Raw genomic sequence first — 24450 nt, 5'->3', positions numbered from 1 at the left:
GTTGAACGGTCGTGATCGTGCCAGGTCTCACACTATTGCGTATGAGTTGCAAGAACGAATAGCGGGCTCCTGCATATTCCGCCCGACACGGCGGATCTGACAGTCGATGACAAACCGATGCCGTCCAGGGCCTTCCCGAAGCCGTGCGCCATGTGCCATTTTACATGTCACACATTTAACGGCCGTGCCCCCAACCCCACGGCCACGACGGCCTCCGGAGGAACCCCCACCCATGCGTCCCTTCCGCATAGCGAAGGCGAACGCGCGCAGAGTCCCTGCGCTCGGCGCCGCCTTCTTCCTCGCGCTCGGCCTGTTCGCACCCCAGGCCCACGCGACCCCCACCGCCTCCTCCTCGACCCCCGCCGCGGCCAAGACCCCCACGGCCACGCCCCGCTCCATCCCCGTCCCCAAGTCCCCCGACACCCCGCGCGACGCCCGCCCGCTCGCCTCCGACGCGCAGGCGAAGCACAACGCCCCGGCCGCGGGCAGCGCCGCCGGAAAGCACGCCGCCACGCGGCAGTTGGCCACCGCCGCAGCCTGCGACGCGTCCGGCTTCACCGGCAAGACCGGCGCCGCGCTCGTCCAGCAGGTCAAGTCCTCAAGCCTGGACTGCGTCAACACGCTGTTCCAGCTCACCGGCAACGACGCCAAGGCCGCGTTCAACGAGGCCCAGATGGTGACGGTCGCCAACGCGCTGCGCGACACCGCCGCCACCTACCCGGGCGACAACTCCACCTCCGCAGGCCAGTTGGTGTACTTCCTGCGCGCCGGCTACTACGTCCAGTGGAACAACGCCGACGCCGTCGGCACGTACGGCACCAGCCTCCAGAACGCCATCCGCGGCGCCCTGGACGGCTTCTTCGCCGCCCCGCACAGCAAGGACGTCACCGACGCCAACGGCGCCACCCTCGCCGAGACCGTCACCCTGATCGACAGCGCCCGGGAGAACGCCCGCTACACCGGCGTCGTCAAGCGGCTGCTCGGCGACTGGACCACCTCCTGGCCCGGCTCGATGACCGCCGCCGTCTCCAACACCGAGACCGTCATCTCCCGCGGCTTCGAACTCCCCGAGTTCACCGCCGCGCTGGCGGCGGACCCGTCCTTCGCGACCTCGATCTCCTCCTTCGTCACCCGCAACAGCGCGGTGATCGACGGCGGCGACATCGTCACCAAGATCGGCATGGACCTCGGCAACTACGTCGCCGACCCCGCGCTGCGCGCCCAGGGCCGCCCGGTCGTCAAGGACCTGATCAACCGCTACCCGCTGGTCGGCAAGACCGGTCCGCTCACCATGAACCTGCTCTGGTTCACGGAGAAGAAGGACGCCGGCAACTGCTCCTACTACGGCACCTGTGACCTGCCGGCCAAGCTGGTGCCGCTCGTGCTCACCAGCAACCACGTCTGCAACGCCAACCTGAGCATCCGCTCGCAGAGCATGACGGACCAGCAGTTCGCGGACACCTGCACCAGCCTGGTCAACCAGGACGCGTTCTTCCACAAGCTCGTCAAGGACAACGGCCCGGTCGCCAACGACCGCAACACCAGCCTCGAGGTCGTCGTCTTCGACGACTACTACAACTACAGCCTCTACGCCTGGGAGATGTACGGCATCGACGTCGACAACGGCGGCGAGTACGAGGAGGGCCGCCCCGACCAGGCCGGCAACCAGGCCCGGTTCATCGCCCACCAGGCGTCCTGGCTGCGCCCGACGTTCCAGATCTGGAACCTCAACCACGAGTACACCCACTACCTCGACGGCCGCTACGACATGTACGGCGACTTCGAGGCCGGCACCAGCACCCCGACCATCTGGTGGGTGGAGGGCATCGCCGAGTACGTCAACTACAGCTACCGGGGCGTGCACTACGACGCCGCCATCGCCCAGGCCGGCCTGAACACCTACAAGCTGAGCGACCTCTTCGACACCACCTACGCCAACTCCAACCAGGTCCGCACCTACAACTGGGGCTACCTGGCGGTGCGTTACATGCTGCAGTCGCACCCGCAGGACATGACCGCGCTGTTCGCCAAGTACCGCGTCGGCGACTGGGCCGGTGCCCGTACCCTGCTCAAGACCACCATCGGCACCTCCTACGACGCCGACTTCGCCACCTGGCTCAAGTCCTGCGCCGCCGACAACTGCGGCTCCCTGCCGGTGGACCAGGCCCCGCTGTGCAGCGCCGCCGACACCCGCAGCTACGACAAGAACTGCCGCCGCGACAACGTCGCCGCCACCACCGGCAACTACAGCTACAGCTTCCTGAACCTGCCCGCCGGCGTGAAGCAGCTGACCATCACCACCACCGGCGGCACCGGCGACGCCGACCTGTACTACAACGGCCCCACCTGGGCCACCACTTCGTCCTACCAGACGAAGTCCGCCACGGCGGGCAACGCCGAGACGCTCACCATCACCAACCCGCCCGCGGGCTACGTGTACTTCAGCCTGTACGGGCAGCAGGGCTTCAACGGGGTCACCGTCACCACGACCTACAACTGATCCCCACTCTCCCGACTCTCCTGGGGCCCCGCGTACTTCCTACGCGGGGCCCTCCCCTTCTCCGCTCCCTCCCCTTCCTCCGCTGCCTCCCCCGCTCGCCAGACGACCAGCGGCGGGCGCACGGCCGCGCAGAGCGGGTGCCCCTTGGCGTCCGTCAGCCCGAGCCGGGCCACCAGCAGGCCGCTCACGGCCGCCGCCTCGACGGTCTCCCGGTCCACGGCCTCCAGCATCAGCTTCGCCCGCCGGAACATCGACCGTCCCTCGCCCTCGGCCGCCACCCAGCTCAGATAGACGAACCGCCCGCCGGGCACACCCTGCACGTACCGCCCGGTGACGTCCGGACGGCCGTCCGGCAGCCGCTTCACCTCGCACTCCAGCGACCAGCGCGCCGAGGCCGCGTCCCCGGGCTGCGGGTCCAGCAACTCGGCCGGGCGGCCCCGACGTTGGACGGCGACGTGGACATCCTCGTACCCCGGGAACCCCGGCCCGCCGACGCAGGCGCGCCCGGGCAGATCCGTGGCCTCGATCCTCAGCTCCATGACCGCCATTGTCGCCTGCCGCCGTCCGCCGCCGGCCGAGAATTCCGTCGGCCGATGATTCCGTCGGGCTGACAGATCCGTCGGCTGATAAATCCGTTGGCACCGGCGCCGCCCGGTCGGCTAGGTTGGCGATCATGACGACCGGGACGGCCTTGCGCCACTCACGAACTGGCGACCCGGCACTTCCCTGATCGCCGCGCGGGCCCCGCCTCTGTCGTGTTGACACCGCTCCGACAGACACGTCAACCACGACAGGAGACCACCATGCCCACCACCACGCTGCAGATCCCCACCCCCGACGGCCCGGCCGACGCGTTCGCCGCCTTCCCGGACGGGGGCGGGCGCCACCCCGGGGTGCTGATGTACCCCGACGCGTTCGGGATCCGGCCCGTGATCCACGAGATGGCCCAGGAGTTGGCCTCGCACGGGTACTACGTGCTCGTGCCCAACTACCTCCACCGCGACGGCGCCACGCCGGTGGTCGAGATCCCCTCCTACATCGGCGGGGAGGAGCGGGAGACCGTCGTCGCCCGGGTGATGCCGCTGATCATGGCGCACACCCGTGAGCAGTCCCTCACCGACGCCGAGGCGTTCCTCGGGTTCCTGGCCGCGCGGCCCGAGGTCGAGCCCGGCCCCGTCGGGGTGACCGGCTACTGCTTCGGGGGCCTCCTGGCGGTGCGCGCAGCCGCCGCACACCCCGAGCGGGTGGCGGCCGTCGCCGCGTTCCACGCCCCCGTCGCGGCGGACGGGCCGGAGACCTTCGAGCGGCTCACCGCGAAGGCGCACTTCGGGCACGCCGCGGGCGATGTGACGCCCGAGGCCCTCGAGGAGCTCGACCTGGCCCTCAAGGCCGCGGGCGTCGACCACACCTCCGAGATCTACCCCGACACCCAGCACGGCTTCACCATGGCCGACACCTACGCCTTCGACGCCGCCGGGCTGCGGCGGCACTGGGAGCGGCTGCTGCCGCTCCTGCGCACCGCCCTGACCAGCAGCTGAGCACGGGCCGGCCAAGGACTGAGCACAGGCAGCAAGGCTGAGCGCAGCGCCCCGGACGGCCACGACCGTCCGGGGCGCACCCGTCAGTGCGCCGTCCCGCGCTGGGCGGGCAGGCCCCGGTCCCGCTGGAGGTCCAGGAGTTCACGGAACAGCCCGTCCGGGCGGGCGGCCAGCTCGGCCCAGGTGCCGGTCTGGACGATCCGGCCCCGGTCCATCACGATCACCCGGTCCGCCACCGCCGCGTTGGCGATGTTGTGGGTGACCAGCAGCGTGATCCGGCCCGGGGCGAGGGAGCGCAGCGCGTGCAGGATGCGGTGCTCGGCGCGCGGGTCGAGGTCGGAGGTCGGCTCGTCGAGGATCAGCAGGCCCGGGCTGCGAACCGTCCGGTACAGCGCCCGGGCCACGGCCGCGCGCTGCCAGCCGCCGCCGCTCAACTCCGCGCCGCCCCACCAGCCCTGGGCGAGCAGGGTGCGCCAGCCCGAGCGCAGCCGGGCGACGATCTCGTCGAAGCCCGTACGGGCAGCGGCCCGTTCGACGTCGGCCATCACCTGGTCGGTGAGGTGGCCCAGGTGGACGTTCTCGGCGGCGCCCAGCGGCCAGCGGGCGAACTCCTGCGGCACCCGGGCGACCCGGGACCACATGCCGTCCGCGTCCAGTTCCTCCACCGGCACGCCGTCCCAGGTGATCCGGCCGGACTGCGGCAGGTAGAGGCCGGAGAGCAGCTTCAGCAGGGTGGACTTGCCGCTGCCGTTCTGCCCGATCACGGCGACGATCTCCCCGGCCCGCAGGCTCATGCTCACCCCGGCGAGGGCCGGTTCCTGCTGCTCGCCCGGGTAGGCGTGGACCAGGTCGCGGACCTCGACGCACTGCGGGGCGGCGGGCACCACGGAACCGCGCCGGATGCGGTGGCCGCCGGCCTCGTCGAGGAAGGTGAAGTAGTCGTCCAGGTAGAGGCCCATCCGGTAGAGCCGGGCGCCGTTGCCGACCAGGCCGTGCAGCCCGGTGGCGGCCGTACGCAGGCCGAAGGTGGCGGTTCCGGCGGCGGCCAGGTCGATCCGTCCGCTGGCGACCAGGTAGAGCAGCGCGCCCCAGATCAGCGCGCTGCCGGCGCCGGTGCCCAGCGCGGCCAGCAGCGAGACCCTGGTGGCCTCCCGGGTGGCGCGGTCGGAGGCGGCGACGATCTTGGCCTCGGCGCGGCGGTACTTGGCCATCAGGAAGGGCGGCACCTGGTCCGAACGCACCTGGTCGGCCCGGGTCTTGTCGATCAGGAACCAGCGGTAGACGCGCAGCGCGCCGCGCTCCTCGTTGGTGGTGACCGCCGCCAGGTAGTGGATGCGGGCGGTGCGCACGGCCCCCACGCCGGTGGGCACCGAGCCGAGCAGCAGCAGCGGCACCAGCCAGGGGTGCAGGGTGGCCAGGACGCCCGCGGCGGCGGCCAGCGAGACGGTGGAGGCGATCACGTCCTGGGCGGTGGAGAGCAGGTCGGGGGTGGTGGAGGAGCCCCGGTCCGCCGCCTCCCACTGCTCGTTGTAGGCGGGCTCGTCGTAGGCTTCCAGCTCGGCGGCGCACCCGGCGGCGATCAGGGCCAGCTCCGCCTCCCGGGTGATCCTGGGCGAGACCCGGCCGGAGAGGCCGACCACGGCGATGCCGAGGACGGCGCGCAGCGCGGCGGATGCGGTGAGCAGCGCCAGCGAGGGCGCGGCGGTGCGCAGGTGGTCGGTGACGGGCCCGGCGACCAGCAGGGCGTTCAGCGTGCCGGTGGTGGCGTACAGCGCCAGCGCGCCGAAGACTCCGGCGAGCGCCTGGCAGACCAGCAGCAGCGCGGTGGAGGTTCGGTCCGCCGCCCAGGCCAGGCCCAGCGCGCGGCGGACCAGGTGCGGCAGGCGGCGCATCATCGCGCTCGCGGACATGGAGGCGGCCGCGGCGGCCCTGCGGTCGCCGGGGTAGCGCAGGCGCAGCTCCTCCTCGTGCTCCTTCTCGTGCTCCCTCTCGTGCTCCTTCTCGTCCTCGGGCTGCGCGGGGTGCTCGGGATTCTCGGCTTTGTCGGGGTTCTCGGCCTTCTCGGGATTCTCGGCCTTCTCGGAACGCACGATCTGCTCGGACACAGTGCTCCCTGTTCCCTGGTACGGCGGCCTCGCGGCCGGGGCGGGTCCGCACGCGGGCAGCCCTGATCGCCCGAGGGACGACGGGAGTTGGTCGACGGGAGCTCAGGGCCGCCGGTGCGGACCCCGATCCTGGCAGCGCGGCGCGGGGCCTCCCGGCGTGTCTTCGCCGGTCTCACTCGATCCGGGCGATTCCGTGTCGGGGACGGCGGGTTGGTGGCTTTCGATCATCGGAAGGGTCCTCGATGTTCGATTCCGTACCGGTCTCTCGGTCAGCGCGGGGGCTCCAGCCCGAGCAGGGCCGGGGTGGTCGCCGGTGCGGCCAGGCGCAGCAGGCCGTGGCCGATGCCCGCCAGGCCGACCATCAGGGAGGGGCTGTGGGCGCCGTGCGGGAGGCCGCAGACGAAGCCTCGGGCGTCGAGGGCGTCCAGCGTGGCTCCCGCCCGGGCCAGTGCGGGGCGGCGCCAGGCGGGGCCGGCGAGGAGGAGGGTGTCGAGGTTGCCCAGATCCCCGTGGCAGAGGGAGAAGTTGGAGCCGAAGCCCTCGCGCAGCACGGTCTCGGCGGCGGTGTCGCGTTCGGCGAGCAGCGCCTCGGCCGCGTCGGGCAGCAGCCGCGCGAGTTCGGTGCGGGCGAGCGCGACCCCGGCCGCGCCGTGGCACCACAGGGCGGGGTAGCCGGGGGCGTCGGGCCCGCCGTCCTCACGGACGTCGCGCCAGTTGCCGGCGCCGGCGTCGTAGAGGGTGCGCTCGTAGGCGACGGCGGCGAGGGCGAGTTCGGCCGGACGGGCGTCGCCGAGGCGGTGGGCGGCGTGGGCGAGGGCCCAGGCGATGCCGGAGCCGCCGTGGGCGAACCCGGCGAGCGGGCGGGTGACGGTGCCGGCGAGGGAGGCGGGCAGCCAGCCGACGCCGCCCTCGGGGTGCGGGACGGCTGCCTCGGCCAGACGGTCGGCGCAGGCGGCCAGGGCGTCGGTGACGGCGGGGCCGGGGCGGACGGCCTCCCAGGCGAGCAGGCCCCCGACGGTGCCGGCGTTTCCGGCGACGAGGTCGTGGTGCTCGTCCTCGGCGGCGGTTTCGACGATCCGCCGCAGGACCGTCCCGGCCAGCTCCTCCAGCTCGGAGTCCGGGTGGTGGGCGGCGAGGTGGGCGAGGGCGTAGAGCACGCCGCCCGTCCCGGCGAGGCCCCCGCCGAGGCGGTCGGCCCGGCGGCGGACCTGGTGGCGCAGGGTGGTCTCGGCGGCGGTGGCGGCGGCCCTGTGCTCGGACTCGCCGGTGGCGAGAGCGAGTTGGTGGAGGAAGAGGGTGACTCCGGCCGTGCCGCTGTAGAGGTCGGGGCCGAGTTCGGCGGGCGCCCAGCGGCCGGGCGGGGTCCAGTTGGGGCCGACCCAGGCGAGGTCGGCCTCGCCCCGGAACGCCTCGGCGAGCAGCAGGCCGGAAGCCTCGACGGCCTTGGCCAGGGCTCGTTCGGCCAGCTTCCCGTCGCTGGACTCCCGGGGCGCGGAGGCCACGACGGCCGGGGAGCGGCGCGGCTCGCGGGCGCCGTCCGCCGTGGTCACCGACAGGCGCAGCAGCCGCAGTTGGCGCGCGAGGTCCTCCTCGCCGAGGGCGTCGACCTTGGCGAGGGCGAGGTCGAGCACCGGCCGGTCGGTGACACCGGGGACGACGGCGCCGGTGCCGCTGCGGGCCTCGGTGCCGTCGGGGCGGATGGTGAAGACGGGCACGTCCCCGCGCCAGAGGTCGGCGCGCTCGTGGTCGAGGTAGGCGAGGGCGTGTTCCTCCCAGGCGGCGAGGGCCCAGAGGCGGTCGAGGTGGCGGTCCTGGTCGAGGCCGTCGCGCAGCAGGTCGGGGTGGCAGGCGGTGGCGAGCAGGCTGCGGTACTCGAAGGTGTCGCGGCGCAGCATCCGGGTCTCGTCCGGTCCGAACGCCCGTACCAGATCGCGCACTTCGGCCCTGTGGGCGGCGAGCAGCCGGTACGCCTCGGTGAATCCGGCCTCCAACTGCTCGACGTGGTCGGCCAGTCGCAGCTTCCGGCCGGGCGGGACGGGGCGGCTTCCGGGCGCCCGGACGGGCATGCGCCGGTACTCCAGCCGGAGTTGGTCGGTGCCCTGGTCGACGAGGACGGGCGCGGGGCGCGGCGGCAGGCTGTCCGGGTCCCAGCCGAGGGCGGAGAGGTCGGCGCCGCCGTTGCCCTCGTCCCACATCCGTTCGGGCAGCAGGCCGGAGCGCAGCACCGAGTGCCGGGCCTGGTGGCGGGCGAGGCGTTCGGCCTGGGAGAGGTCCTTCTCGGGCTCGGGCAGGTCGGGGTGGAGCACGGCCTCCAGGTCGATCAGGACGGGCTGGTCGCGGACGGCGAGGAGGTTCTGGGCGTGGCAGTCGACGGCGTCGAGGACGTACAGCAGGGCGGCGAGCACCCCGGCGCGGTGGTAGAAGGCGCTCAACTCGGCGTCGTCGCGGGCCGGTTCGGCGGTGACGAAGGCGACCCAGCCGTAGCCGTCGCGGCCGAGGTGGGTGAGGTCGTGCAGCGGCAGGGCCAGCTTGGGGTTGAGCCAGTGCAGCAGGTGCTGGAAGTGGGTCTCGGCGCCGAGCGGGCGGGGCTTGTAGACGATCCGGGTGCCGTCCTCGAAACGCAGGCAACTGACGGTGGCGCCGCCCCGGTGGGGGTCGCCGAGGCCCGTGGCGAGTTCGGCGAGGCGGCCGGGCGGGCGGCCGTCCGCGAAGGTGGCGGTGAGGGCGGGGAGGTCGGCGGCCAGGCGGCGGTAGAGGGTGAGGCAGGTGTCGGCCCACTGGTCGGCGCCGGTGGCGAGGCGGTGGGCGAGCACGGGGTAGTCGGCGAGGAGGCGGACGGACCGGTCGGGTGCGGTGAGCCGGTCGAGGAAGTCGCGGTAGCGCGCCTCGGGGGTGTCGCCGGTCAACTCGCCGCCGAGGCGGGCGATGTGGAGCTCCGTGATGACGGTGCGGACGGCAATGGCGTGAGCGGCCTCGGTGAGTGCGGGCAGGACGAGGGCGGCCAGCTCCTCGGGCGTGCCGAGCGGGGCGAGGGCCGGGAGCGCGGCGAGGCCCGCGCGCAGCCGGTCGCGGGCGGCGGCGAGGGCGGGGGCGGCGATCCGGGCGAAGGCGTGGTCCTCGGGGACGTCGAGGGTGAGCCCGGCTTCGAAGGCGTCGGCGAGGCGGACGGCCCACTCGGGGGTGCCGAGGCGGTCGGCGAGGGAGTCCGGGCTCTCGGCGAGCAGGGCGAGCAGCCCGTCCTGGTCGAGGCCGTCCGCGGCGAGCCGGCGGTCGAACCAGCCGGGCCTGTCGAAGGGCCCCTGGGCGCGCCAGCGGTCGAGGACCCGCCGTGCGCGCTCCCGGTCCCGGTCCGCCCCCGAACCGGCGGGGGCGGCGCCCCGGGCGGCGAGCGGGAGGGCCCTGACGGCGGCGCGGCGGAGTGCGGACGTGTCGACCACGGGCGGTGCGGCCCTTCTTCTCGATACCGGGGTTCACGGCCGGCGTTCGATGCCGGATGCGGGTCCGGCGGTGCGGGCCCATGGGCGCGCACCGCCGGGTGGGGCGGGCCCGTCAGGTGCTGCACATCCGCCAGCAACTGGACGGGTACTCACAGGTGTTGAGCTGCTTGCTCGCGCTCAGGTACACCTCGTCCGCCGGGTCGCCGGCCGGGTGGGCGATCTCGCCGGCGCCGAGGCCGAGGCGGAAGTCCTCGTCCTGGAGCGCGCGGACCTGCGTGGTGGTGGGCGTCATGCCGCTTCCTTCCCTGCTGTCCGAAGGGGTGTGCGATGGACCCGGCTCAGAAGCTGCAGACGTGCGCGCAGCTGCTCCAGCCGCCACAGGTGCCGGACTGAACGGCTGCGGTCACGTACAGCTCGTCGGAGAGGTCTCCGGCCGGGTGGGCGGCCTGGCCTCCCTGGGCGAGGGTGAGCCGGAAGTCCTCGTCCCTGAGCGCGCGGACCTGGTCGGCCGTGGGCTGCATGGTGCCTCCTTCAGACGTTCGGGTACGGGCACGGTCGTGCCGCGCCGGATACTCGCACCGCCCCACCGGCGGCACCAGGGTCGCGCCCACGGCCGTACAGGATTTCGGCCACGATCGAACTAACGCCCCTTCACCGCCTTCGACCTGCCAGGCGTCCTGTCACGGCGGCCACTCGGAAGTGCCACCGGAGCCGCCGGGCGCCGTACACCTGTCCGGAAACCCCGTGGTGCGGCAGCCATAACCCGGCCTTCACGTTTGAAGCGTTCACGCCGGGGCAGCCGCAGCCTCCTGTGGCCGCCGAGGGCACGGCGGGCCAGGATGGAAACCACCCCTGCCCCGGCCCGATCGGAGTGCGATGAGCGACCGCCACCACGTCGTCCTGCTGACCTTCCCGGACGCCGCCGGCTGGCGCCCGGCCTTCGAGGAGGCCCGGCACCTGCCCGGCCTGCGGTTCGCGGCGGCCATGGAGCGCAGCACCGAGGGCCTGCTGGAGGTCGAGGACACCTTCACCAAGGGCGCCGGTGTGGCCACCGTCGGCTCGGGCGTGCTGGGCGGCCTGGTCGGGCTGCTGGGCGGCCCGGTCGGCGTCCTGCTCGGCTTCGCCGCCGGTGCGGCGCTCGGCAACGCCGCCGAGGAGCACGCCGCCACCGAGGGCGGCGCGGCCCTGATCGTGCTCTCCCCGCGCGTCCCCGACGGCGGGGCGCTGATCGCCGTGGAGGCCGTCGAGCACTCCCCCGACCCTGCGGACGAGCTGGCCGCCAAGCACGGGGCCACCGTGGAACGCCTCGACGCGAACGCCTTCGCCGAGGAGGTCAGGGCGGCGGAGGAGGCTGCGGAGAAGGGCTAGCACTACGCCAGTAGTGCCACTACGGAAGTAGTGGCACTACGCGAGTAGTGGCACTACTTCCGTAGTTCCGGCCCGGGCGGGATCCGCACGCCCCGAGCCCGCCCCGAGCCCGCCCTGAGCCCGCCCTGAAGCCTCCCCGCCCTCCCGGAACCCTCAGGTCATCCGGTACAGCACGGGCATCGAGCCCACCCGGTTGACCAGCAGGTTCTGCTGCACGTACCACCGGAAGCTCGGCCGGCTCACCTGCCGCAGCAGCAGTCCCAGGGTGCTGGTGTCCCAGCGGGCGTGGTTGACGAACACGTAGTCCGAGTCGGCACCGTCCAGCGGTTCGAGCAGGGTGGAGTTGTCGAGCCCCGTCTTGCTGACGTACCAGCCGGCCAGGTGGTCCCACAGTTCCAGCGCCACCGCGCGGTCCTCGGCGACGAAGTGGTTGAACAGGAACAGCCCCGCCCGGCTGTGGTCCACCTCGCCGAGCGAGCGGGTGCAGCGGGCCCGCAGTTCGTGGGTGTCGGAGGCGGCGGCGGTGAGGGTGGCGCGGAGTTCCCCGTACGCCTCGCCGTCGGCGACCGGGCCGAGGTCCTCGGGGGTGTCGGTCTCGACGAGGACGGCCACGTCGAAGCGCGCCGGGTGGAAGCGCGGCTGGCGGGCGTAGCCGCCGGGCGGCGGCACCACCAGCGCCCGGTAGACGGTGACCCGCCGCACCGCCGGGTGCCCCTGCAGGGCGGTGGCCAGCGGCTTGAGCCGGTCGAGCAGGGCGCTGCGTGCGGGGACGGTACGGACGAGGGGCGGCCCGCTCGGCGGGGCCACCGCGCCGGCCAGGTGCAGGTAGCCGTTCGGCGGCGGGTCGACCAGGGTCGCCCGGGGGTAGGCGGAGTTCGGGTTGAGGAGTTCGAACTGCATGATCGCTCCACGGACGGGAGGCGGGTGGCGTCCCCCCTTCGGGTCGCCTACCCGCCTCCCGCCCCGCCATGCCCGAGGACGCGCCCTCACTCCGCCCGCAGCGCGTCCACCGTCCGCGAGCGCGCCGCCCGTACGGCCGGGAGCAGGGCGCCGAGCAGGGCGATCAGCACCCCGCCGAGGGCGAGGGCGGTCAGCAGCGGGGTGCCGAACACGTCCAGGGCTTCGGCCGGGAAGTTCAGCCCGGCGGAGTGGCCCATGGCGGGCGCGGTGAGCCCGTACAGCAGCAGCCCGACGGGCAGGCCGACGGCTCCGCCCACGGCGCCGACCAGCAGCACGGAGGAGAGGACGACGCCGGCGGTCTGCGCCGGGGTCATGCCGAGGGCCTTGGTGACGCCCATGTCCCGGGTGCGTTCGCGGATCTCCAGGACGACGGTGTTGAACACCCCGAGCCCGGCGACGAGGACCAGCAGGACGGTCAGCGTCGCGGTGAGGGAGTTCAGCGCCATGATCGAGTCCGCCGAGTGCGTCTCGCCCGTTCCGGCGGTCAGGCCCTGCGGGGCCAGCGCCTCGCGCAGGGCGGCGGTGTAGCGGGCCTGGTCGGTGCCGGGCCTGAGCTGGACGAACCACTGGTGCGGCGCGGGCGCCGTCCCGACGGGGTAGCTCGCGGCGTCGGTGAGCAGCTCGTTGGTCTGGGTGTGCGGGTCGAAGACCTCGCCGACGAGGCGGACGGTGACGGTCCGCCCGTGGTCCGTGAAGCCGACCCGGTCGCCGACCTTCAGCCCGGCCTCGGTGAGGAAGGTGGAGGGCGCGAGGGCCTCGCCGGGGCCCTGGAACCAGCGGCCGGAGACGATCTTGTACCCCGCCCGGGAGGAGTCGCCCGCGAAGGCGGTGACGGTGGTGGCCCCGGCGACCCCGGGGACGAGGACGTCCTCGGTGGCGATGCTGTAGGTGGCGCCGGTGCCGGGCTGGGCGGCCAGGGCGGCGTTCACGGCAGCGTTCACGGCGGCCGGGTCCGACGGGAGCTTCGACGGCGCCTCCGAACCGGGAGCCTGCGAACCGGGCGCCCCGTGCGAATGGACGGCTTGGACGACCACGTCCTCGGTGCCGTGGTTCTTGGCCCCCTGCACCCAGGACATCGTGCCGCCCATGCCCACCGCGAAGGTCGCCGCCGCCGTGCCGAACAGCACGGCCGCGAGCATCCCGGCGGCGCGGGCCGGTCGGGCGAACGGCTGGGCCAGGCCGAGGCCCACCGGCCGTGGCAGCGGCAGCCGTGCGGTCAGCGCCGCCACCCACCGGGCGAACGCGTCCCGCCGGGTGGCGCCCGCCGTACGGCCCACGGCCAGCGCGTCGACGGTGCGCAGCCGTCCGGCGCGGGCGGCCGCCGCCCAGGCGACCAGCGCGACGAGGGCGAGGGTGCCGCCCGCGACGGCCGCGTCCACCCAGGGGGACAGGGCCGAGGCGCTGGTGCCGTACAGCCGGCCGGTGGTGGCGAGGACCGGGATGGTGAGCAGGTTGCCCGCCACGACCCCGAGCCCGGTGCCGATCGCCGCCGGGACCAGCGCCTGGGCGACGTAGGCGCGCACCACCTGGGCGGGGGTGCAGCCGAGGGCCTTGAGTACGCCGATCCTGCGGGTGGCGGTGCCGACGGCGCCGGCCACCACGTTGCCCGCGACCAGGACGGACATCGCGAGGCCCAGCAGGCCGAAGGCGACCATGAACGGCAGGAACAGCGCGGTGTTGCGGTCCGAGCCCTGCTTGGCGTCGAGCCAGGACTGCGCGCCGGCCAGCGCCCCGGCGGGGGCGGCGGCGGTCACGGCGGCGCGGTCGGCGTCCATCGCGGCGGCGGTGGAGGCGTCGGTGAAGCGGTAGAGCATCTCGTAGCCGGGGGTGGTGCCCGGCGCGGTGAGGGCGGCGAGGCCCTCCGGTCGCACCCAGGCGTCGGCGGTGCGGCTGACGGACCGGGCGAAGCCGACGATCCTGAGGGTGGGCGCGCCCGGCAGGCCGGGCACGCGCAGGAGGTCGCCGAGGTCCACGTTCAGGTCGCGGTACCCGAGGTCGATCACCACCTCGCCCGGGCCCTTCGGCCAAGTCCCCTGGTCCAGGGTGACGTTGTCGACCTCTCCGGCAGGCTGGGCCCGGCCGGCGACCGTCATCGGCGACATCGACATCCCGGCCGGGATCGGGATCTTCGGCGCGACCGGCTCCGGGTCGACGGTGACGGTGCGGTACGGGCCCGCCGCCTGCGCCACGCCGGGCGCGTGGGCCGTGGCGGCGAGCTTCTCGGCGCTCGTCCGGGAGCCGTCGAAGCGGGCGGTGAGGTGGGCGCCGTGCTGCCCGTCGAAGGCCCGGTCGAAGGGCGCCTGCGAGGCGACCAGCAGCGAACCACCCAGCACCGAGCAGGTGGTGGCGACCATGGCGGCCAGCCCCACCGCGACCGACTGCGTCCGCCGCCTGCGCACCCCGGCGCGCACGACCCTCCCCAGCGCGCTCATGCCGCCACCGCCGAGGAGTCCTCCGAGGAGTCCGACTCCACCCGGCCGTCGCGCATCCGCACCGTGCGGGTGGCGCAGTCCCGGGCCAGCGCCAGGTCGTGGGTGACCAGCAGGATCGTCTGCCCGTCCTGGTGCAGCTCGCGCAGCAGCTCCTTGACGTCCTCGCCGGAGGCGGAGTCCAGTGCCCCGGTCGGCTCGTCCGCCAGCAGCAGCGCCGGGTCGTTCATCAACGCCCGGGCCACCGCGACGCGTTGGCGCTCGCCGCCGGAGAGCCGCCCGGGGTGGGCGCGGGCGTGGCGTTCGATGCCGAGGGACTCCAGCAGCTCCCCCGCCCGCCGCCGGGCCTCGCCTCGCGGGACTCCGGCGAGTTCGCCGGCCAGCACCACGTTGTCCGCCACCGTCAGGTCGTCCAGCAGGTTGAAGAACTGGAACACCATGCCGATCGTCCCGCGCCGGAAGCGGGCCGAACCCGCCTCGCCCAGCCGGTCCACCCGCGTCCCGGCGACGGTCACCGTGCCCGCGCTCGGCCGGTCCAGCCCGGCCACCAGGTTGAGCAGGGTCGACTTCCCGCTGCCGGATGGCCCGAGCACGGCCACCGACTCCCCCGCCCGCACCGTCAGCGACACCTCGTCCAGTGCCGCCCGCGCCCCCTCGTAGTGGCGGCTGACGCCGCTCAGTTCGATCACCGGCTCGCTGCTCATGTCCCCGCTCCTCATGTCCCCGCTGCTCATGTCCCCGCTCCTCAGCTGACCCGGGCCCATCCGGCCCGGCCCGTCTCGACCCGTCTCCACTCGACGAGGACGAAGGTACGGACGGACGGCCCGCCCCCGCGTCCGCCGCCGTCGGCACATTCCGTACCGCGCCGGAGGTACGCCGCGCGCCGTCATCCCTGCGATGTAGTCGCCGGGTGTACGGGCCGCCGCCGACCGCCGGGCTGTGCCGGGCGCGGCCGGACCGCCACAATGTCCCGGTGATCAACCATCCGACGGTGCGACGGCTGCTGGCGGCCGCCCGCCCCGACCCCGACATGGCCCCCGCGCCCCGGCCCGTGACGGCGCGCGGCTTCGCCTTCGACGCGGCCGTGGCGCTGTTCCTGGCGACGGTCGGCGGCCGCTACGCCTCGATCGTGCACGGGCCGGGGGAGGCTACCTGGCTGCGGCTGCTGGTCCCGTTCGTGCCGCTGCCGCTGGTGCTGAGGCGGCGCCACCCGCTGGCGGTGCTGGTGGCGGTGGTGGCGGGCGCGCTCCTGGTGCGGCACACCTCCGAGGACATCGCGTACACGATGGGCGAGGCGGTGATCATCGCCGCGTACAGCGCCGCCGCGTACGGGCGCCGCCTCTGGCCGGTGCTGTCCGGACTGGCCGCCGCCACCGCCGCCCTGGTCCTGCTGTTCACGTCGGCGAAGCTGCCGCACTTCCCCAACGGCGTGATCGCCGTCCTGGTACTGGTGCCGGTGTTCGCGGTGGCCTGGGAGCTGCGGATGTGGCGGCGCCGGGTGGAGGAGGAACGGGAGCGGCGCTCCGCTCTGGAGGGCGCCCAGCTGGCGGCCCTGGAGCGCGCGGTGGAGCTCGAACGGGCGCGCATCGCGCGGGAGTTGCACGATGTGGTGACGCACAACGTGAGCATGATGACGATCCAGGCCGGCGCCGCGCGCAAGATCCTGGACACGGCGCCGGACCGGGCCCGCGAGGCGATGGCCGCGGTGGAGGCCGGAGGCCGGGCGGCGATGACCGAACTGCGGCACGTGATGGGCCTGCTGACGATCGAGGCGGGCTCGGAGGAGGACCCGGCGGGCAGCGCGGACCTGAGCCCGCAGCCGGGCCTCGACCGGCTCGACGCCCTGGTCGAGGGCGTCCGGCGGGCCGGTCTGCCGGTGGCCCTGACCGTCCGAGGCGAGCCGAGGCCCGTCCCGCCCGGGGTCGGACTGACGGCCTACCGCGTCGTCCAGGAGGCCCTGACCAACACCGTCAAGCACGCGGGCGGCGCCGAAGCCTCCGTGACGGTCGAGTACGCCGCCGACCGGCTGCGGGTGGAGGTCACCGACACCGGCGGACGCCGCACCGGCGCCGCCTCCACCGGCAACGGCAGGGGCCTGCTCGGCCTGCGCGAACGCCTCGCCGTCTACGGCGGCACCCTGCACACCGGCCCCCGCACCCGCGGCGGCTACCGCGTCAAAGCCCTGATCCCGTTGGAGAGTTCATGAGCGCGCTGCGCGTGGTGGTGGCCGACGACCAGGCCCTGGTCCGCACTGGGTTCCGGCTGATCCTGGAGTCCGAGGGCATCGAGGTGACGGCCGAGGCCGAGGACGGCGAGCAGGCCGTGGCGGCGGTGCGGCGCACCCGGCCGGACGTGGTGCTGATGGACATCCGGATGCCCGGCCTGGACGGGCTGGAGGCCACCCGGCGCATCCTCGCCGACCCCGGACCCGCGGGCCAGGAGCCGCCGAGGATCATCATGCTGACCACCTTCGACCTGGACCACTACGTGTACGCGGCGATGGCCGCCGGGGCGAGCGGCTTCCTGCTCAAGGACGTCACCCCCGAGCACCTGGCCGCCGCCGTCCGCCTGGTGCGCACCGGGGACGCGCTGCTCGCCCCCGCGATCACCCGCCGGCTCGTGGAGCGCTTCGCCCGCCCGGACACCGGCCCCGACGCGGCCTCGGCCCCGCACCGGGAGCTGGCCACGCTCACCCCGCGCGAGCTGGAGGTGACCACGCTGCTCGCGCGCGGGCTCAGCAACGCCGAACTCGCCGCCCGGCTGGGCCTGTCGGAGGCGACGGTGAAGACGCACGTCGCCCGCATCCTCGCCAAGCTCGGCCTGCGCGACCGCGCCCAGGTGGTGGTCGCCGCCTACGAGACGGGGCTGGTCAGCGTGGGCTCGTCCCAGGCGTAGAACCCAGGCGCAGAACCCAGGCGCAGAACGCAGACGCAGGCGTGGAACGCAGACGCAGAACGCCGTGACGGCGGGAGCCCGAGCCGGGCTCCCGCCGTCACGATCGACCGCAGCGGATCACACCAGGTCGTACCGGTCCCCGTTCATGACCTTGACCCAGGCCGCGACGAAGTCCGTCACGAACTGCTCCTTGGCGTCGTCCGAGGCGTACACCTCGGCCACGGCCCGCAGTTCGGCGTTGGAGCCGAACACCAGGTCCGCCCGGCTGCCGGTCCAGCGGACCTTGCCCGACTCGTCCCGGCCCTCGAAGGTGTCGGCCGCCTCACTGGTGGCCTTCCAACTGGTGCCCAGGTCCAGCAGGTTGACGAAGAAGTCGTTCGTCAGCACGCCGGGCGTGTCGGTGAGCACGCCGAGCGAGGACTGCTGGTGGTTGGCGCCCAGCACGCGCAGGCCCCCGACCAGGACGGTCAGTTCGGGCGCGCTGAGGTTCAGCAGGTTCGCCTTGTCGAGCAGCAGGTACTCGGCCGGGAGCCGGTTGCCCTTGCCGACCCAGTTGCGGAAGCCGTCCGCCCTGGGCTCCATGGCGGCGAAGGACTCGACGTCGGTGAGCTCCTGCGGGGCGTCCACGCGGCCGGGCGCGAACGGCACCTCGACGGCCAGGCCCGCCGCGCGGGCGGCCTGCTCGACGCCGACGCCGCCGGCCAGCACCACCAGGTCGGCCAGGGAGACCTGGATGTCGCCGGACTGCGCGTTGAACTCCTGCTGGACGCCCTCGAGGGCGCGCAGCACGCCCGCGAGGCGGTCGGGCTCGTTGACCTCCCAGCCGATCTGCGGCTGGAGCCGGATGCGGCCGCCGTTGGCGCCGCCGCGCTTGTCGCTGACGCGGAAGGAGGAGGCGGCGGCCCAGGCGGTGGAGACCAGTTCGGAGACGGACAGGCCCGTGGCGGCGATGCGGCGCTTGAGGTCGGCGACCTCGGCCGCGCCGATCTGCTGGTACGTGACGGCGGGCAGCGGGTCCTGCCAGAGCAGCTGCTCGGCGGGGACCTCGGGGCCGAGGTAGCGCACGACCGGGCCCATGTCGCGGTGGGTGAGCTTGTACCAGGCGCGGGCGAAGGCGTCGGCGAAGGCCGCCGGGTCCTCCAGGAAGCGCCGGGAGATGGGCTCGTAGACCGGGTCGAAGCGCAGCGACAGGTCGGTGGTGAGCATGATCGGCACGTGGCGCTTGGACGGGTCGTGGGCGTCCGGGACGGTGCCCTCGCCGGCGCCGTCCTTGGGCTTCCACTGGTTGGCGCCGGCGGGGCTCTTGGTGAGCTCCCACTCGTAGCCGAACAGCGTCTCGAAGAAGCTGTTGTCCCAGGTGATCGGGGTGGCGGTCCAGGTGCCCTCGAGGCCGCTGGTGATCGCGTCGCCGCCGACGCCGGTGCCGAAGGTGCTCTTCCAGCCGAGGCCCTGCTGCTCGATCGGCGCGGCCTCGGGGTCGGGGCCGACGTTGTCCGCCGGGCCGGCGCCGTGGGTCTTGCCGAAGGTGTGGCCGCCGGCGATCAGCGCGACGGTCTCCTCGTCGTCCATGGCCATCCGGGCGAAGGTCTCGCGGATGTCGCGGGCGGCGGCGATCGGGTCCGGGTTGCCGTTGGGGCCTTCGGGGTTGACGTAGATGAGGCCCATCTGGACGGCGGCGAGCGGGTTCTCCAGCTCGCGGTCGCCGGTGTAGCGCTCGTCGCCGAGCCAGGTGGTCTCGGGGCCCCAGTAGACGTCCTCGTCGGGCTCCCACTCGTCGACGCGGCCGCCGCCGAAGCCGAAGGTGTCGAAGCCCATGCCCTCGAGGGCGACGTTGCCGGTGAGGACGATCAGGTCGGCCCAGGAGAGGGCGCGGCCGTACTTCTTCTTCACCGGCCAGAGCAGCCGGCGGGCCTTGTCCAGGCTGGCGTTGTCGGGCCAGCTGTTGAGCGGCGCGAAGCGCTGCTGCCCGCCGCCGGCGCCGCCGCGCCCGTCGCTGATGCGGTAGGTGCCCGCGCTGTGCCAGGCCATGCGGATCATGAACGGGCCGTAGTGCCCGAAGTCGGCCGGCCACCAGTCCTTGGAGGCGGTCAGCACCTCCTGGATGTCCCGCTTGACGGCGGGCAGGTCGAGGCTCTTGAACGCGGCCGCGTAGTCGAAGTCGCCGCCGAGCGGGTTGGCCACGGCGGGGTTCTTCGCGAGGATCTTGAGGTTGAGCCGCTCCGGCCACCACTGGCGGTTCCCGCCGCCCTGCGTGGGGTGCGGGGCCCGGCCGTGGTTCACCGGGCAGCCTTCCGCCTTCGCCGCCTCGCCGGTTGCATCGTGGTTGTCAGACATGGGAATCCTTCCGTACAAGGCGGATCACGGTGTCTTCTCTGCTACCTAGGCTATCGCCGGAGCTGATCCTACGATGGACGTAATCCAGGTCAAGAACGACACCAAACTCTTATCCGGTCGGGAACCGGATGACCTCGGACTCCGTTGGTAAAATCCGTTCTTCCCATTGACCTGAATAGGTGAACCGATATGAGTGACCTGCTGGAACGGCTGCGCGGGCGCGGCTGGCGCCTGACCTCCCAGCGGCGTGTCGTGGCCGAGGTCCTGGACGGCGACCACGTCCACCTGACCGCCGACGAGGTGCACGCCCGGGCGGCCGTGCGCCTGCCCGAGATCTCCCGGGCGACGGTCTACAACACCCTGGGCGAGCTGGTCACCCTGGGCGAGGTCATCGAGGTCTCCACGGACGGGCGCGCCAAGCGCTACGACCCCAACGCGCACCACCCCCACCACCACCTGATCTGCACGGGCTGCGGCACCATCCGCGATGTCCACACCACGGGCGACCCGCTCGCCGAGCTGCCCTCCGAGCAGCGCTTCGGCTTCGCCGTCTCGGGCGCCGAGGTCACCTACCGGGGGCTCTGCCCGACCTGCGCGGGCTGACCGGGCGGGCACTCGCCGGACCGCTCCTCCGGTCTTCCGACCGTGAACCGGGACGTGTAGTGTCCTGGTTATGAGGATGGGCGAAGGCGTCGAGTGGGGGCTGCACTGCTGCCTCACCCTGGCCTGGCTGGGCGACGAGCACCCCGTACCCACGGCCCGGCTGGCGGCCTGGTTCGACCTGCCGCCCGCCTACCTGACCAAGCGCCTGCAGGCGCTCGTCCGGGCCGGCATCCTCACCTCCACCCCCGGCGCCAAGGGCGGCTTCCGGCTGGGCCGGGCCCCCGAGCTGATCACCCTCATGGACGTGGTCGCCGCCATCGAGGGAACGGAGGAGGCGTTCCGCTGCACCGAGATCCGGCAGCGCACGGAGGGCGCCGCGGCGGCCGGCGGCGACTTCCGCCTCCCCTGCGGCGTCGCCACCGCGATGCGCAGGGCCGAACTCGCCTGGCGCCGCGAACTCGCCGCCCAGACGGTGGCCGACCTGATGGCCGCCGCACCCGCGGGCGCCGCGGAGCGGACCCGGCGGCACTACTTCCGCACCTGAACTACTTCTGTAGTGGCACTACTTCCGTAGTCGACCACGCCCCCGCACGGAGTTCTCGGGAGAACCTGGATGTCCAATGTCTCGATTAGGTCCACCCCAACCGCTTCCCCTGCAAGGCTCTCCGCCACCCTCGCCCTCGCCCTCGGCACCTTCGCCGTCGGCACCGACGCCTTCGTGGTCGCCGGGTTCCTGCCGCCCATGGCCGAGGACCTCGGCGTCACCACGGCCACCGCCGGCTGGTCCGTCACCGTCTTCGCCGCCGCCTACGCCGTCCTCTCCCCCGTCCTGGCCACCCTCCTCGCCCGGCTCCCCCGCCGGACCCTGCTGATCGCCGCCCTCGCCGTCCTCGGCCTCGCCAACCTCGGCTCCGCGCTCGCCCCCTCGATGGCCGTCCTGCTCGCCACCCGCGTGCTCGCGGCCGTCGGCGCCGCCGCCTACACCCCCAACGCGGGAGCGGCCGCCGCCTCCCTCGTCCGCCCCGAGCAGCGCGCCCGCGCCCTGGCGGTGGTGGTCGGCGGGCTCACCGTCGCCACCGCCGTCGGCGTGCCGCTGGGCAACGCGGCCGGCCACTGGTCGAGCTGGCGCACCGCACTGGGCGCCGTCGCGGGCCTGTGCCTGCTCGTCGCGGCGGTGCTGACCCTGATCATGCCGCCGGTGCCCGGCAGCCCCCGGGTGCCGCTGCGCGCCCGGCTCGCCGTGCTGCGCCGCCCGGCCGTCCTCGCCGTGCTGCCGCTGACCGTGCTCGGCATGGCCGCCGGGTACGTCGCGTACGCCTACAGCGTCCCGGTACTGACGGCCGTCCACGTGCCCGAGCGCTCCGTGCTGTGGATGCTCTTCCTGTACGGGCTGGGCGCGGTGGCCGGCAATCTCGCCTCCGGCTGGGCGACCGACCGCCTCGGCTCCTCCACCGTCCTGACCACCGGCTACGCGGCGATGACCCTCGCCCTCGGCGGGCTGGCCTGGCTCGCCGCCTCCGACACCGACGCCGTCCCGCTGGTCGGCCTGCTGGTCCTGCTGTGGGGCGCGAGCTGCTGGTGCCAGACCCCGCCGCAGCAGCACCGGCTGATCGAAGTCGCCCCGCAGGAGGCGCCGTTGGTGGTCTCGCTCAACTCCTCCGGCATCTACGCGGGCATCGGCCTGGGCTCGCTGCTCGGCGGCGCGACGCTCGGCTCCGGCGCCGGACCGGTCTACGGGCTGGCCGCGGGGCTCTCGGCGGTGGCGCTGGTGTTCCTGCGGGTGAGCCTCAGGTGGTCGCGCCCGAACGGCTCCTGACGCCGCGTCTGGCGTCACGCACGGGGGCGCCCGACATGGAGGGGCATCCGCCACCCGGCGGATGCCCCTCTCCCGTGCACCCGTCAAATGATCAACCTGCGTTCACCACACGTGATTTGGTCGAGCCGACGATCCTGCGGGCGCCCTCGGCGGGGGTGGCGGTGAGGATGTGGGGCGGGGTGAGGGCGGCGCGGTGGAAGGCCGCGGTGACCTCGGCGGCGATGCGGGCGGCCTCGGGGGCGGCGACCAGGGCGATGACAGAGCCGCCGAAGCCGCCGCCGGTCATGCGGGCGCCATGGGCTCCGACGGCGAGTGCGGCTTCGACGGCGAGGTCGGTTTCGCGGCAGGAGACGCGGTAGTCGTCGCGGAGGGAGGCGTGGCCGGCGGTGAGGATCGGGCCGAGGGCGGTGAGGTCTCCGGTGTCGAGGTGGGCGACGGCGGTCTCGACGCGGGCGTTCTCGGTGACCACGTGGCGCACCAAGGGGCGCAGGTCCTCGGGGAGTCGGGGAAGGGCTGCGGGCAGGTCGGAGGGGGCCAGGGAGCGCAGGGCGGGCAGTCCGAGGAGGGCGGCCGCGCGTTCGCAGCCGGCGCGCAGGGCGGCGTAGGCGCCGTCGGCGAGGTCGTGCTTGACGCGGGTGTCGATGACGAGCAGGGCCAGTCCCGCGTCCGCGAGGTCGATCGGGACCTGTCGGCTCGTCAGGTCCCGGCTGTCGAGGAAGAGCGCGGAGCCCTCCCGGCAGCACATCGAGGCCATCTGGTCCATGATCCCGCAGGGCACGCCGACGAAGGCGTTCTCCGCCCGCTGGGCGATCAGGGCCAGGTCGGGCGCCGAAAGGCCCAGCCCGTACAGGTCGTTGTACGCGGCGGCGACGACGCACTCCAGGGCGGCGGAGGAGGAGAGCCCGGCGCCGGAGGGCACGTCGCTCTCCAGGCGCAGGTCAGCGCCGCCGACCTCGTACCCGGCCTCGCGCAGGGCCCACACCACGGCGGCCGGGTAGGCGGCCCAGCCCGGGACCTCGCCCGGGGTGAGGTCGGCGACGCGCAGTTCCGTGACCGGGCCGCCGCCCTGGGCGGACCAGAGCCGCAGCAGCCCGTCCGGGCGCCGCCGGGCCTGGGCGCGGCAGGTCTGCGGGAGGGCGATGGGCAGGACGAACCCGCCGTTGTAGTCGGTGTGTTCACCGATCAGGTTGACCCGGCCGGGGGCGGCCCACTCCCCTTCGGGGGCGTGGCCGTGGAGCTCGGTGAAGCTGTTCATGCGGTGGCCTCCCGCAGCCGTCGGGCCGCGTCCTCGGGGGTGACGTCGTTGACGAAGGCGTCCATGCCGGATTCCACGCCGGCCAGGTACTTGAGCTTGTCGGCGGCGCGCCGGATGGTGAACAGCTCCAGGTGCAGGGCGAGTTCCTCCCCCGCCACGGCCGGGGCCTGGTGCCAGGCGGAGATGTACGGGGTGCGGCCGGTGCCGAAGAGGCGGTCGAAGCGGCGCAGCAACTCGAGGTAGAGGTGCGGGAATTCGGCGCGCTGCGCCTCGTCGAGGGCGGTGAGGTCGGGCACCCGGCGGTGGGGGTGGAGGTGCACCTCGTAGGGCCAGCGGGCGGCGAAGGGGACGAAGGCCGTCCAGTGCTCTCCGCTGAGGACGACCCGTTCGCCGTGGGCGCGTTCGGCGGCGAGGAGGTCCTCGAAGAGGTTGCGGCCGGTGGCGGCGCGGTGTTCGGCGGCGCGTGCGACGGCCTTGGCGGTGCGGGGGGTGGTGAAGGGGAAGGCGTAGATCTGGCCGTGGGGGTGGGCGAGGGTGACGCCGATCTCGGCGCCGCGGTTCTCGAAGCAGTAGACCTGCTGGACGCCGGGCAGGGCGGAGAGTTCGGCGGTGCGGTCGGTCCAGGCGTCGAGGACGAGGCGGGCCTGCGCCGGGGTGAGGTCGGCGAAGGATGCGTCGTGGTCGGCGGTGAAGCAGACGACCTCGCAGCGGCCGGTGCCGGGGCCGCTGCGCCACAGCTCATCCGTACGGGAGGCGGGTTCGGCGGGTGGCCCGGCGAGGGAGGGGAAGCGGTTCTCGAAGACGGCCACCTGGTAGTCCGCCGCCGGGATCTCGCTGTGCCGGCCGTCGCGGGAGGGGCAGAGCGGGCACTCCTCGGCCGGGGGCCGGTAGGTGCGGGCCTGGCGGTGGGCGGCGATGGTGACCCAGTCGCCGGTGGCCGGGTCGAGGCGTACCTCGGAGCCGTGGGAGGGTGGGTCGAGGGGCCGCCGGTCGACGCTCTCGCGGGGTACGGCGGCGCCCCGGTCGTAGTAGAGGAGCCGTCGGCCGTCCGCGAGGGCGGTCACGGTCCTGGCGGTGGGGGTGGGCTGGGGCAGGGTCGTCCCGCGCATGGTCTTCTTCCTCTGCGTGACGCCTCGACGGCACTCGATGGCGCTCGACACCACTCGGCGGCACTCAACGGCCGAATGATCAGCGAAAAGCTACAATCCCA

Annotated in this window: 19 protein-coding genes; 8 read left to right on the top strand and 11 right to left on the bottom strand. The window is 73.9% G+C overall.

Features of this window, described 5'->3' with window-relative positions:
• Positions 1-232: 232 nt before the first annotated feature.
• Positions 233-2500 carry a collagenase gene (locus IH61_RS0119855; protein WP_051837496.1) on the top strand — a complete coding sequence of 756 codons (2268 nt, stop codon included), beginning with the start codon at positions 233-235 and terminating at the stop codon, positions 2498-2500.
• On the opposite strand, the gene IH61_RS0119850 is transcribed toward IH61_RS0119855, so the two are convergent.
• Entirely contained in the window at positions 2491-3039 is a 549-nt protein-coding gene (locus IH61_RS0119850) for a DUF5990 family protein (RefSeq protein WP_051837499.1), read from the bottom strand. The two genes, IH61_RS0119855 and IH61_RS0119850, sit on opposite strands and share 10 nt — an antisense overlap.
• 264 nt (positions 3040-3303) lie before the next feature.
• On the opposite strand from IH61_RS0119850, the gene IH61_RS0119845 reads away from it, so the two are divergent.
• The gene (locus tag IH61_RS0119845) at positions 3304-4038 is read left to right on the top strand and encodes a dienelactone hydrolase family protein (RefSeq protein WP_031071604.1); all 735 of its coding nucleotides are present in this window, start codon (positions 3304-3306) and stop codon (positions 4036-4038) included.
• Between the two features lie 83 nt (positions 4039-4121).
• On the opposite strand, the gene IH61_RS0119840 is transcribed toward IH61_RS0119845, so the two are convergent.
• The 4 genes from IH61_RS0119840 to IH61_RS0119825 all read right to left on the bottom strand — a co-directional run bounded on the left by IH61_RS0119840 (position 4122) and on the right by IH61_RS0119825 (position 10101).
• Positions 4122-6143, bottom strand: coding sequence for an ATP-binding cassette domain-containing protein (locus tag IH61_RS0119840; RefSeq protein WP_234327252.1), 2022 nt, complete (start codon positions 6141-6143; stop codon positions 4122-4124).
• 269 nt (positions 6144-6412) lie between these two features.
• The gene (locus tag IH61_RS0119835; RefSeq protein ID WP_031071601.1) at positions 6413-9580 is read right to left on the bottom strand and encodes a type 2 lanthipeptide synthetase LanM family protein; all 3168 of its coding nucleotides are present in this window, start codon (positions 9578-9580) and stop codon (positions 6413-6415) included.
• A gap of 112 nt (positions 9581-9692) precedes the next feature.
• On the bottom strand, positions 9693-9872 hold the full coding sequence (locus tag IH61_RS0119830; RefSeq protein ID WP_031071599.1) for a hypothetical protein: 180 nt from the start codon (positions 9870-9872) through the stop codon (positions 9693-9695).
• A 46-nt stretch (positions 9873-9918) separates the two neighbouring features.
• On the bottom strand, positions 9919-10101 hold the full coding sequence (locus tag IH61_RS0119825; protein ID WP_031071597.1) for a hypothetical protein: 183 nt from the start codon (positions 10099-10101) through the stop codon (positions 9919-9921).
• 355 nt (positions 10102-10456) lie between these two features.
• On the opposite strand from IH61_RS0119825, the gene IH61_RS0119820 reads away from it, so the two are divergent.
• Complete coding sequence (locus IH61_RS0119820; RefSeq protein ID WP_051837493.1) at positions 10457-10948, top strand: hypothetical protein; 492 nt, start codon at positions 10457-10459, stop codon at positions 10946-10948.
• Positions 10949-11101: 153 nt separating this feature from the next.
• Here the strand turns inward: IH61_RS0119820 and IH61_RS0119815 are convergent, their stop codons facing one another.
• From IH61_RS0119815 to IH61_RS0119805, 3 genes are all read right to left on the bottom strand, one after another.
• Positions 11102-11848 carry a hypothetical protein gene (locus IH61_RS0119815; protein WP_051837491.1) on the bottom strand — a complete coding sequence of 249 codons (747 nt, stop codon included), beginning with the start codon at positions 11846-11848 and terminating at the stop codon, positions 11102-11104.
• A gap of 86 nt (positions 11849-11934) precedes the next feature.
• Positions 11935-14340: an ABC transporter permease gene (locus IH61_RS0119810; RefSeq protein WP_031071592.1), complete on the bottom strand. Its 2406-nt coding sequence runs from the start codon at positions 14338-14340 to the stop codon at positions 11935-11937.
• On the bottom strand, positions 14337-15041 hold the full coding sequence (locus tag IH61_RS0119805) for an ABC transporter ATP-binding protein (protein ID WP_031071590.1): 705 nt from the start codon (positions 15039-15041) through the stop codon (positions 14337-14339). The genes IH61_RS0119810 and IH61_RS0119805 overlap by 4 nt, the downstream gene beginning before the upstream one ends.
• A gap of 269 nt (positions 15042-15310) precedes the next feature.
• Here IH61_RS0119805 and IH61_RS0119800 point away from each other — a divergent pair, with 269 nt between their 5' ends.
• Together IH61_RS0119800 and IH61_RS0119795 are read left to right on the top strand one after the other, a co-directional pair.
• Positions 15311-16543, top strand: coding sequence for a sensor histidine kinase (locus IH61_RS0119800; RefSeq protein WP_420713971.1), 1233 nt, complete (start codon positions 15311-15313; stop codon positions 16541-16543).
• On the top strand, positions 16540-17232 hold the full coding sequence (locus IH61_RS0119795) for a response regulator transcription factor (protein WP_031071587.1): 693 nt from the start codon (positions 16540-16542) through the stop codon (positions 17230-17232). The genes IH61_RS0119800 and IH61_RS0119795 overlap by 4 nt, the downstream gene beginning before the upstream one ends.
• A gap of 117 nt (positions 17233-17349) precedes the next feature.
• On the opposite strand, the gene katG is transcribed toward IH61_RS0119795, so the two are convergent.
• Positions 17350-19566 carry a catalase/peroxidase HPI gene (gene katG, locus IH61_RS0119790; RefSeq protein WP_031071585.1) on the bottom strand — a complete coding sequence of 739 codons (2217 nt, stop codon included), beginning with the start codon at positions 19564-19566 and terminating at the stop codon, positions 17350-17352.
• 189 nt (positions 19567-19755) lie between these two features.
• Here katG and IH61_RS0119785 point away from each other — a divergent pair, with 189 nt between their 5' ends.
• The 3 genes from IH61_RS0119785 (at position 19756) to IH61_RS0119775 (ending at position 21985) form a co-directional block, all read left to right on the top strand.
• A complete protein-coding gene (locus tag IH61_RS0119785) occupies positions 19756-20169 on the top strand; it encodes a Fur family transcriptional regulator (protein ID WP_031071582.1) in 414 nt (137 codons plus the stop codon).
• Between the two features lie 70 nt (positions 20170-20239).
• A complete protein-coding gene (locus IH61_RS0119780) occupies positions 20240-20713 on the top strand; it encodes an RrF2 family transcriptional regulator (RefSeq protein WP_031071580.1) in 474 nt (157 codons plus the stop codon).
• Positions 20714-20782: 69 nt separating this feature from the next.
• A complete protein-coding gene (locus tag IH61_RS0119775) occupies positions 20783-21985 on the top strand; it encodes an MFS transporter (RefSeq protein ID WP_078911249.1) in 1203 nt (400 codons plus the stop codon).
• 91 nt (positions 21986-22076) lie between these two features.
• Here the strand turns inward: IH61_RS0119775 and galK are convergent, their stop codons facing one another.
• Positions 22077-23240, bottom strand: coding sequence for a galactokinase (galK, locus tag IH61_RS0119770; protein ID WP_051837489.1), 1164 nt, complete (start codon positions 23238-23240; stop codon positions 22077-22079).
• The gene (gene galT, locus IH61_RS0119765) at positions 23237-24349 is read right to left on the bottom strand and encodes a galactose-1-phosphate uridylyltransferase (protein ID WP_051837488.1); all 1113 of its coding nucleotides are present in this window, start codon (positions 24347-24349) and stop codon (positions 23237-23239) included. The genes galK and galT overlap by 4 nt, the downstream gene beginning before the upstream one ends.
• Between the last annotated feature and the right edge of the window lie 101 nt (positions 24350-24450).

The sequence above is a fragment of the Streptomyces sp. NRRL WC-3742 genome (assembly GCF_000720635.1).
GTDB lineage: Bacteria > Actinomycetota > Actinomycetes > Streptomycetales > Streptomycetaceae > Kitasatospora.
This window is presented reverse-complemented; position numbering and strand designations above follow the sequence as displayed.